Annotated in this window: 2 protein-coding genes; both read right to left on the reverse strand. The window is 40.9% G+C overall.

Translation table 11 applies throughout. From position 1 onward, the window contains the following. Positions 1 to 410 precede the first annotated feature (410 nt). Entirely contained in the window at positions 411 to 1205 is a 795-nt protein-coding gene (aph(3')-IIIa, locus tag H8705_RS13605; protein WP_001096887.1) for an aminoglycoside O-phosphotransferase APH(3')-IIIa, read from the reverse strand. Next, positions 1198 to 1350 carry a helix-turn-helix domain-containing protein gene (locus H8705_RS13610; RefSeq protein ID WP_152789370.1) on the reverse strand — a complete coding sequence of 51 codons (153 nt, stop codon included), beginning with the start codon at positions 1348 to 1350 and terminating at the stop codon, positions 1198 to 1200. The genes aph(3')-IIIa and H8705_RS13610 overlap by 8 nt, the downstream gene beginning before the upstream one ends. Positions 1351 to 1529: the final 179 nt, after the last annotated feature.

Here is a 1529-nt window from a genome sequence, read left to right on the forward strand (position 1 = left end):
TCCTTTCTGCCTGTCGGCATAGAAAAAGGACAGTCGATTTTCTCGGCTGTCCCTTGTGGGTGGGGTATTAAGTTTTGCTGTGTACTGTTCGATAAATGGGCAAATGTGCATTATTCTACGATATTCTCTATATAGTTGTAATCAATTTTTCCTTTTATTACAGAATAGAAAAAGGGGTCTTTTCTAATTGTAGCTGCTGTTAGTGCTTCTCATTGCACCCTGGTTATAAAAGCCATACTCACAAACCTCTTCACCAAAACTCTTTACATCTCTAATATAGAACTCTATCTAGCGAACTTTTAGAAAAGATATAAAACATCAGAGTATGGACAGTTGCGGATGTACTTCAGAAAAGATTAGATGTCTAAAAAGCTTGTAGTTAAAGCTTTTTAGACATCTAAATCTAGGTACTAAAACAATTCATCCAGTAAAATATAATATTTTATTTTCTCCCAATCAGGCTTGATCCCCAGTAAGTCAAAAAATAGCTCGACATACTGTTCTTCCCCGATATCCTCCCTGATCGACCGGACGCAGAAGGCAATGTCATACCACTTGTCCGCCCTGCCGCTTCTCCCAAGATCAATAAAGCCACTTACTTTGCCATCTTTCACAAAGATGTTGCTGTCTCCCAGGTCGCCGTGGGAAAAGACAAGTTCCTCTTCGGGCTTTTCCGTCTTTAAAAAATCATACAGCTCGCGCGGATCTTTAAATGGAGTGTCTTCTTCCCAGTTTTCGCAATCCACATCGGCCAGATCGTTATTCAGTAAGTAATCCAATTCGGCTAAGCGGCTGTCTAAGCTATTCGTATAGGGACAATCCGATATGTCGATGGAGTGAAAGAGCCTGATGCACTCCGCATACAGCTCGATAATCTTTTCAGGGCTTTGTTCATCTTCATACTCTTCCGAGCAAAGGACGCCATCGGCCTCACTCATGAGCAGATTGCTCCAGCCATCATGCCGTTCAAAGTGCAGGACCTTTGGAACAGGCAGCTTTCCTTCCAGCCATAGCATCATGTCCTTTTCCCGTTCCACATCATAGGTGGTCCCTTTATACCGGCTGTCCGTCATTTTTAAATATAGGTTTTCATTTTCTCCCACCAGCTTATATACCTTAGCAGGAGACATTCCTTCCGTATCTTTTACGCAGCGGTATTTTTCGATCAGTTTTTTCAATTCCGGTGATATTCTCATTTTAGCCATTTATTATTTCCTTCCTCTTTTCTACAGTATTTAAAGATACCCCAAGATTTTCGGCTGCTTTACGAAGCGGCAATTCAGGATGATCCTTTCTATACTGAACAGCATCTTCTTTAAACTGTTGTGAATATTTAGTACCTTTTGACATATCCATTCTCCTCCTTGTCTTATGACTATCATATAGTAATTTTATAGTTTTCAAATTCCAATTTGTCGCTTTGTTTCTTGACTAAAGTATATCACAAGAGTATGAACAAATCTACATCATTTCAGCCTGTCGGCGGCGTTGTTCTCTTTGGCATATTGCCGCGCTGCTCTCCGCCGTTC

Source organism: Youxingia wuxianensis (assembly GCF_014385085.1).
GTDB classification, from domain to species: domain Bacteria; phylum Bacillota; class Clostridia; order Oscillospirales; family Ruminococcaceae; genus Youxingia; species Youxingia wuxianensis.